Origin of the sequence: Microvirga massiliensis, assembly GCF_001006805.1 — a bacterium.
Taxonomy (GTDB): Bacteria; Pseudomonadota; Alphaproteobacteria; order Rhizobiales; family Beijerinckiaceae; genus Microvirga; species Microvirga massiliensis.
Genome location: NZ_LN811358.1, coordinates 45,040 through 52,302 on the forward strand (window position 1 = coordinate 45,040; position 7,263 = coordinate 52,302).

General features: G+C 65.2%; 7 protein-coding genes. 6 read left to right on the forward strand and 1 reads right to left on the reverse strand.

The features are described 5' to 3' along the window. The first annotated feature begins 150 nt into the window (after positions 1-150). The 5 genes from BN1233_RS24425 to BN1233_RS24445 all read left to right on the forward strand — a co-directional run bounded on the left by BN1233_RS24425 (position 151) and on the right by BN1233_RS24445 (position 5,468). Positions 151-1,257: a flavin monoamine oxidase family protein gene (locus tag BN1233_RS24425; RefSeq protein WP_046866537.1), complete on the forward strand. Its 1,107-nt coding sequence runs from the start codon at positions 151-153 to the stop codon at positions 1,255-1,257. Further along, the gene (locus BN1233_RS24430; RefSeq protein ID WP_046866260.1) at positions 1,254-2,294 is read left to right on the forward strand and encodes an alcohol dehydrogenase; all 1,041 of its coding nucleotides are present in this window, start codon (positions 1,254-1,256) and stop codon (positions 2,292-2,294) included. The genes BN1233_RS24425 and BN1233_RS24430 overlap by 4 nt, the downstream gene beginning before the upstream one ends. Continuing rightward, on the forward strand, positions 2,281-2,964 hold the full coding sequence (locus BN1233_RS24435; protein WP_046866261.1) for a cupin domain-containing protein: 684 nt from the start codon (positions 2,281-2,283) through the stop codon (positions 2,962-2,964). The genes BN1233_RS24430 and BN1233_RS24435 overlap by 14 nt, the downstream gene beginning before the upstream one ends. Before the next feature lie 180 nt (positions 2,965-3,144). Continuing rightward, entirely contained in the window at positions 3,145-3,660 is a 516-nt protein-coding gene (locus BN1233_RS24440; RefSeq protein ID WP_046866538.1) for a DUF2938 domain-containing protein, read from the forward strand. A gap of 395 nt (positions 3,661-4,055) precedes the next feature. Continuing rightward, positions 4,056-5,468 (forward strand): adenylate/guanylate cyclase domain-containing protein, encoded by a 1,413-nt coding sequence (locus BN1233_RS24445; protein WP_046866539.1) that lies wholly within the window; start codon positions 4,056-4,058, stop codon positions 5,466-5,468. 65 nt (positions 5,469-5,533) lie between these two features. On the opposite strand, the gene BN1233_RS24450 is transcribed toward BN1233_RS24445, so the two are convergent. After that, positions 5,534-6,133: a M15 family metallopeptidase gene (locus tag BN1233_RS24450; protein WP_048708297.1), complete on the reverse strand. Its 600-nt coding sequence runs from the start codon at positions 6,131-6,133 to the stop codon at positions 5,534-5,536. Between the two features lie 194 nt (positions 6,134-6,327). Here BN1233_RS24450 and BN1233_RS24455 point away from each other — a divergent pair, with 194 nt between their 5' ends. Then, positions 6,328-6,987, forward strand: a complete 660-nt coding sequence (locus tag BN1233_RS24455; RefSeq protein WP_046866262.1) for a methyltransferase family protein — start codon at positions 6,328-6,330, stop codon at positions 6,985-6,987. Positions 6,988-7,263 lie beyond the last annotated feature (276 nt).

The following is a 7,263-nucleotide window of genomic DNA, read 5'->3' on the forward strand; positions in this document are numbered from 1 at the left end:
GGGCCAGTTGCGATGGCGCTCTGGTTTGGCGGCATGTTGAGCCTGGTCGTGGCCCTTTTTCGCTCAGTCGCCAAGGCGTCGTGATGCCTGCCAAAGCCGAGGCGCGTGGCCGACCACGACAATCACGGCATCCCTGAACTCGAGTTGCTCATGTCCGATCCAATCCTCATCGTCGGTGGCGGCCTCGCCGGGCTCACAGCAGCCCATCGCCTGCGCCGTGCGGGCGTCGCCTTCAGGCTCCTCGAAGCCCGCAACCGGCTGGGCGGCCGCATCCTCTCGGTGGATGCGAGCGGGGTTGCCGCAGCGGACGGGTTCGACCTCGGTCCCTCCTGGTTCTGGCCCGGCACGCAGCCGGCGCTGAACGCACTCGTCTGCGATCTCGGCCTCGCCGCGTTTCCGCAGAACAGCGCGGGCGACATCGTCGTCCACCGGATGTCGCGCGAGGCGCCGCAGCGCTATCGCCTCTCCACGCAGCAGGCGCCCCAGTCCATGCGGCTGGCCGGCGGTTCCGGTGCGCTCATCTCGGCCCTGGCCGCCGACCTGCCCGCCGACAGCATCCGGCTTGGCGCGCGGGTGACCCACGTCACCCGCGATGCGCAGGGTATCGAGGTGAAGTTCACGACGGCAAGCGGGTCGGAAGAGACGATGCGGGTATCGTACGTCCTCTTCGCGGTGCCGCCGCGGCTCCTTGAGGCGACGGTGACCTTCTCGCCCGCGCTCGATGCGGCCACCGCGGAACGCTGGCGCGCCACGCCGACCTGGATGGCGCCCCACGCCAAGGTCTTCGCGCTTTATGAGAAGCCCTTCTGGCGAGAAGCCGGTCTCTCCGGCACTGCGCAGAGCATGGCAGGCCCGCTCGTCGAGATCCACGATGCCACGACCGCCTCGGGGCAGGCGGCCTTATTCGGATTTTTCGGTGTTCCCGCCGAGCAACGCGCGGCCATCGGTGAGACAGCGCTCGTCACCGCTGCCATCCAGCAGCTCGTCCGGCTGTTCGGGCCGCAGGCCGCGTCGCCGAGCGGCACGCTCTTCAAGGACTGGGCCGCCGACCCTCTGACCGCGACCCCCGCGGATCGGCTCGGGGGCGGGCCGCCGACGGCAACCGGACAGGCCTGGGTCAGCGATGCGTGGCGCGACTGCGTCAGCCTCGCCGGCAGCGAGACCGCCGACTTCGAGCCTGGCTATCTCGCCGGTGCGGTGGATGCAGCCGAGCGCGCCGTGGCCGACATGATGAGCAGAGCGGCAGTGGCACGATGAAACCAACCTATCGGGCCATGCAGGTCGCGACCCCTGGCACGCTCGAACTGGTCGAGCGCGCGACACCCACCCCTGGGCCCGGCGAGGTGCTGATCGCGGTGGAAGCCTGCGGTATCTGCGGCGCCGACATTGCCGACATCGACGGAGCCGACCCGACATTGCAGCCGCCGCGGGTGCCCGGCCATGAGATCGTCGGGCGGATCGTCGCTCCGGGCAACGGCGTGCCGGGGCTCTGGAAACTGGGTCAGCGCGTCGGCGTCGGCCGCCTGGGCGGCCACTGCAACGCTTGCGCCCAATGCCGCCAGGGCCGATTCCAGCTCTGCCGGAACCAGCCCTTCGTGGGTGCCTCCTGCGATGGCGGTTACGCCGAGATGATGCTCGCCCGCGCGACAGGGCTCGTGTCGATCCCGGATGAACTCAATGCCGAGGAGGCCGCGCCGATCCTGTGCGCCGGCATCGCCACATTCAATGCGCTCAAGAAATCCGGGGCCGAGGCCGGCGACTTGGTCGCCGTGCTTGGCATCGGCGGGCTGGGCCACATGGCGCTGCAATACGCCCGGAAAATGGGCTTCAAGGTCGTGGCGATCGGCCGTGGCCAGGACATCGCCCAGGACGCCCTCAGGCTGGGCGCGTACGCCTACATCGACACGAACCGGCAGGATGCCGCCAAGGCGCTGGCGGAGATGGGCGGCGCGCAGGCCATCATCACCACGATTGGCAAGGCCGGCGTGGTCTCGGCGCTGCTGGCTGGGCTCGCGCCGCAGGGTCGGTTGGTGCTGCTCGGAGCCGGCAAGGAGCCGCTCGCGATCTCGCCTGGTCCGCTCGTGGTCGGCGAGCGCAGTATGCTCGGGTCGATCACCGGTTCGCCCTTCGAGAACGAGAAGACGCTGAACTTCAGCGTGCTGACCGGCGTACGCCCGCTCATTGAGACCATGCCGTTGGAGGAAGCGCCGAACGCCGTCCGGCGGCTGAGGTCCGGGGACGTCAAGTTCCGGATAGTGCTGGCGATGAGGGGAACGCAGCATGCGCATCAATGATGACCTGTCCCGTCCCGTCATCGTCCACGCCGGCAGGCAGGACTGGGTCCCGAGCCCGGCGGCCGGAGTGGATCGGCGCATGCTGTTCCGGATCGGTGACGAGGTCGCGCGGGCGACGTCCATCGTGCGCTACGCTCCAGGCAGCGCTTTTCCGCGCCACACCCACGGCGGTGGCGAGGAGATCGTCGTTCTTGATGGCGTCTTCCAGGACGAGCACGGCGATTATCCTGCCGGCAGTTACTTCCGGAATCCGCCCGGAACGTCGCACGTTCCCGCCTCACGCGACGGCTGCACCATCTTTGTCCGCCTCTGGCAATTCCGTAATGGCGACGACGTGCAGATCGTTCGCCAACCCGGCAAAGGTCGCAAAATCACCCCGCGACCGGGCGCTGCTGCGGCGACCGTCCTGTTCGAGGATAGCAACGAGGAGGTCCGCCTCGAAGACTGGACGGCCGGCGCCGACGTCACCGTGGAGAACGGCCGCGGGCTCGAATTCCTGGTCCTGGCTGGCGGGCTGCGTATCGGCGACGAGCGGCTCGAACCGCAAAGCTGGGGCCGTCTGCCCGCGGGCACGCACTTCGCCGCCAGCGTCGGACCGAGCGGCGCAAGAATCTGGATGAAGGATGGACCCCTGCTGCACCCGGACGTCTGCCGATTACCGGGACCTTGAACCGGATCATGCGGTGCCCTTCGAGGGTCGGACCGGAGGGGAAATCGCCGAGGCGGTGCTGTCCGCGCATTTGGTTCATGTCGGCACGGTTGCCTCAGGACCGGCGTGCGAGTTCTAGCTGAGATTGAGACGGGCATGGCGCAGTGTGGAGCGCTGCTTCTTTCGCATGAGGATGAGTTTGTGGCTGAGGGAATGGAGATCGCAATTAGAGCAGTGCTCATTGGTATCGGCGGCACGGTGATTCTGGATCTGTGGGCCGCCTTGATGCAGCGCGTCTTCAATGTGCCGGCGACCAACTGGGCGATGGTGGGCCGCTGGGTCGGTCACATGCCGAGAGGCCGTTTCATGCACGAAAATATCGGCAGAGCCGCGCCTGTTTCGGGAGAGCACGCGATCGGCTGGATCGTGCACTACGTCATCGGCATCGTGTACGGTCTGCTTCTCGTCGGACTTTTGGGCGTCACATGGCTGCGAGAGCCTACGCTCCTTCCCCCGATGATCCTGGCGCTCGGTCTCCTCGTCGCTCCGTACTTCATCATGATGCCTAGCATGGGCTCGGGGATCGCCGGGGCCAAGACACCGAAGCCGAACGTGACTCGTCTGAAAAGTGTCGTTGGGCACTCCGTCTTTGGCCTCGGCATGTATGTGACCGCGCTGATGATTGAGGCCGACCTATCCGCACCACTCGCAGGATGATCAGGCGGAAGACCACGAAGAACGGCTCCATAGGGATGCGTCGCAAACCTGGATGGAAGGCGTAGAGCGACGCGTGTCTTCGTGTGTCGCTTAGGCGGCCAATAGCCGGAACCACTCGGCAAGGGATCGCGGGCGTACTTCACCTGTCCGTTGCGCTTCATGCAAGCCATCTCGATTCCGCTGAGGATGGCCTTTGCTTTCTTGAACACTGGAGAGGTGACGATTGCTGCGATCATTTCACCTTATCCTGAAGAAGGACGATCCATAATACTCACGTGCCGCTCTTTCCTCGCTGGAACCGTACTTCAGCAGGCTGGGTCGCGCCGCGGCAGTTTGCCCCTTCTGACTGGATTGCTGCCCTGTCCGCCAAGGGGTGAATGCGTTATTCTCTGCGCATGCAAGAGACCGATGCTCTCTTTGAAACTTTGCTTCGCTCGGCCGATTCCGCAGCGGTCCACGCCGTCGAGGATCTCGTGCGGAACGGCCCCGATGAGGAACTCGCGCACGTCAATGCCGTCGGTTTCGCGGCCGCCCATGGCCTCGACGAGGAGAAGCTAATTGCGGCCCTGCTGCATGCCTCGAGGCTGGGTCTTTTCGAGATGTCCTGGAACATCCTCTGCCCGAGCTGCGGTGGCGTGCTCGACGCCAATACCACGCTGAAGAGCGTGCGCCAGGAGGAATACCATTGCGCGTTTTGCTCGCTTGCGAGCGAGCCGAGGCTCGACGACACCGTGGAGGTAAGCTTCACCGTAAGCCCACGTATTCGCCGCATCGCCGCGCATGATCCGGACGGCCTCGGCTTCTGGGAATATTACCGGCAGATCTTCTTCGGATCGGGTGTCGCCTTTCCCGAGCCGGGCGCCTTTGACGAGCTCACGCGCCGTTCCACGCTGGAGGTCGTCGAGCTTCAGGCCGGTGAGCGAGCCATCCTGGCCCTGCAGCTCCCCGCACAATCCATCATCATTTTCGATCCTGTGACCCACACGGCCCATTCCATCGAGGTGGCAGGGGAGCTCACGCAGAGCCGCCAGGAGCTTTCCCTGGTTTTCAGCAACACCCGGGCTGGCGTCGGCCACACGACCATGCCTCCGGGGCCGCTCCGGCTTTCGCTGGACAACCGCACGGAGGGTCGAGTCCTGCCGGGCGTCTTCGTGGTCGGTGGGGAACTGGACGGGCTCCTGAGCAGTCGCCGTCCCTTCCTGACTGCGAAGCGGCTCCTCACCAATCAGACCTTCCGCGATCTCTATCGCACCGATACGCTCGACGTGGAGCAGAGGCTCAAGATCATGAGCCTCACCTTCCTGTTCACGGACCTGAAGGGATCGACCGAGCTCTATGAACGCGTCGGCGATCTCGTCGCCTATGATCTGGTTCGCGATCATTTCCGGATCTTGACCGAGATCGTGGCATCGGAAGCCGGGGCCGTCGTCAAGACCATCGGCGATGCGGTGATGGCGACCTTTCTGTTGCCGCACCGGGCGGTCTCGGCCGCTCTTCGCATGCGCGAGTCCATGCGGCAGCTGAACGAGCGCCGCGGGGCCGATGACCTGATCCTGAAGATCGGGATCCATGAGGGACCGTGCCTCGCGGTGAACCTCAATGATCGCCAGGACTATTTCGGCCAGACGGTCAATATCGCCTCGCGCGTGCAGGAGCTCGCAACGGGTGACAGCATCTTCGTGACCCAAGCGGTCGTCCGGCACACGGACTCCGCTCAACTCCTCGCATCGCATCGAGTGGATGCCGAACCTCGGGAACTGCCCCTTCGGGGAATCAGCGATCGCATGCCCGTCTTCGCGCTGACGTGAGCCGTCTATCGCTTCCCATCGGTAAAGCTCGCACTACAGAACGGCTTTCCGCGGGACCAAGCGGATCAGTAAAGCGCGAGCTCGAAATGCGAGCGGTCCATATCCTTGAAGCCGAGGAAATGACCACCCCAGCGAATCGGCACGCCCAAGGCTGCGGCTGCCTTCTTCATCGCTGTTGCGATCCGGTTCAGGGGCTCCGGATCGAAAGTGACATGGCCTCTTGCGTCCAGCGGCCACAGGTCGACGGCATTCCCCGACCTGTGAGGGCTGTCCCGGGTGTTGGACCAGCCCCAGGCAACCGCCTTCCGTTGAAGTTCGCCGTTGCGCCTGCCCGATCCGATCACGAAGCGTAATCCGGGACTGTCGGCCTGAGCCTTCCGGACCACCTTGGCGAGCAACGGATTGAGAGCCTCGAGGTTGGCCTCGTGATTGGTCACCGGATCCGCATTCCACTCGCGAAACATCGCGAGCTGATCCCGCCCGAATTCATCCCTGACGGGAATATTCGCGTAGACATCTCCCGGCCCGTAGAGCCGGCTGCCGGTCACGTTCGGAGACCCGCGTGGGGCAATGCCGGATCCGTCTTTTGCCAGGACTCCGAAGGAGAGACCGAAGAACGCGACGGTGAGCAGGCCGGTTCGAAGGGAGCAATCGATGAGAGCCATGGCGAAACCTCGACGGCCGGGTCATCAGACTGCGGAATGGTTACGGCTTTGATGCGGCCGCTCACGGACTGCGAGGTTCGGCTCCATCCGCAGACATTCGCCGCGGCGCATCCCGATCGTTTCGATCGGGTGGAGACCTGTCATGATCAGGAGTTGCTGCTAAGGACGGGTCCATCCGCGTCGGGGAGCCGGCCATGACGCCCACGCCCGGATTCGCGGTCGCCACCATGCTGGCGACCCTGGCCTATCTCGGGATCGCCATTCTCGGCTGGGGCGGGTTTGCCGCCTTCTTCTCTCATCCGGCCCGAACCGCCCTTGCCGTCACGACCCTTGTGTTGTCTGCCGTGGCGCTCTTCAGCGGCGGAAATCTCAGCTCCGGGGAGCGCGAGGATCGTGCCAACCGCTGGGTCATCATCGCTTTCGCGCTGACCGGGCTGCTGCTGGCCTATCTGCCTGCCTATACAGACCGGCACGAGATCTGGACCCTCGACAGGGACGCGATTCGCTGGCTCGGTGTCGTTCTCTTCGCAGCCGGCGGTGCGCTGCGGCTCTGGCCCGTCTTCGTGCTCGGCCACCGGTTCAGCGGCCTAGTCGCGATTCAGCCCGGGCATCGGCTGGTCACGCGCGGCGTCTATGGCGTCATTCGCCACCCGAGCTATCTCGGATTGCTGATCAACTCGCTGGGCTGGGCGCTCGCGTTTCGCGCGGGGGCCGGCGTGCTGCTCACAGCGCTCCTCGTCCCGCCGCTTCTCGCGCGCATCCGTGCGGAAGAGATGCTGCTGCGCACACATTTCGGCGCCGAATACGATGCCTATTGCAGCCGCACCAGGCGGCTGATCCCCGGGCTCTACTGAAGCAGCCCATGCGATCATCGATCCGGCTCAAAGGGCAAGGATCGTGTTTCACCGCACCAGGTATTTGTTCCTGTAGTGCTTGCGGAGGATTTTCCGGATCTGCTCCGGAAGTCGCCTGTTACGGGTCGCCTGCCGCTCGTTGCAGCGTTCCTGCGGCTTCGGTCGATTCGCGCCGGATCGCGGTTTCGCTGGTTTGCGCATCGCGATGCGATTCCAAAGATCGGGTGCGCGGCCCGCCGGTTCCTTGATCGACGGCGATCCCGGAAAGCCCGTTCG

Excerpts from the sequence above, each read along its gene's own strand:
- BN1233_RS24445 (WP_046866539.1), top strand. The coding sequence starts at position 4,056 with ATGCAAGAGACCGATGCTCTCTTTGAAACTTTGCTTCGCTCGGCCGAT.
- BN1233_RS24435 (WP_046866261.1), top strand. The coding sequence starts at position 2,281 with ATGCGCATCAATGATGACCTGTCCCGTCCCGTCATCGTCCACGCCGGC.
- BN1233_RS24425 (WP_046866537.1), top strand. The coding sequence starts at position 151 with ATGTCCGATCCAATCCTCATCGTCGGTGGCGGCCTCGCCGGGCTCACA.
- BN1233_RS24450 (WP_048708297.1), bottom strand. The coding sequence starts at position 6,133 with ATGGCTCTCATCGATTGCTCCCTTCGAACCGGCCTGCTCACCGTCGCG.
- BN1233_RS24455 (WP_046866262.1), top strand. The coding sequence starts at position 6,328 with ATGACGCCCACGCCCGGATTCGCGGTCGCCACCATGCTGGCGACCCTG.
- BN1233_RS24430 (WP_046866260.1), top strand. The coding sequence starts at position 1,254 with ATGAAACCAACCTATCGGGCCATGCAGGTCGCGACCCCTGGCACGCTC.